This is a genomic window from Listeria sp. SHR_NRA_18, assembly GCF_003856515.1.
GTDB lineage: Bacteria > Bacillota > Bacilli > Lactobacillales > Listeriaceae > Listeria_A > Listeria_A newyorkensis.
This window is the reverse complement of the sequence record NZ_QPKR01000100.1, coordinates 1-398: the sequence shown is the minus strand read 5'-3', so window position 1 is coordinate 398 and position 398 is coordinate 1. Positions and strand designations below refer to the sequence as shown.

The window sequence follows — 398 nt, the reverse complement described above, 5'->3', positions numbered from 1 at the left end:
GTGCCACATCATGTGTGTTTATATTGAAATCCATCTTGATTTCTTTATAATACCTTCAACAAAAAATAGTTCACACGCGAAATAATTACATCAAAAGGATCTCCTGTGGGAAAATTAAAGCGAGTCCCTCATGAAGGAAATGAGTATTACTATGCTATCGCTACTGATAACTTTAAAAACATATGTATCGGTGTGTTAGGCGTGTTGCTCTACAATTTCACTACTGGTAGTGCCAACTTTTCACACCCAGGAATTTACGGTGTTTTCGCTATCATAATTTCCTCTGGCCTGTTGTATTTGTTACTTAAGAGAGGTAAAAACTGGGGTTACGGTAACGTATCAACATTTAAATATAAGAAGTTGATTGCAAAGTTCATAAGTTTTATACTCACTATATC

At 34.9% G+C, this 398-nt stretch carries 1 protein-coding gene; it reads left to right on the top strand.

Translation table 11 applies throughout. The features are described 5' to 3' along the window. Positions 1-105: 105 nt before the first annotated feature. Positions 106-398 (top strand): hypothetical protein (locus DUK53_RS17895; RefSeq protein WP_236637338.1); only part of this gene is annotated, 293 nt, incomplete at its 3' end.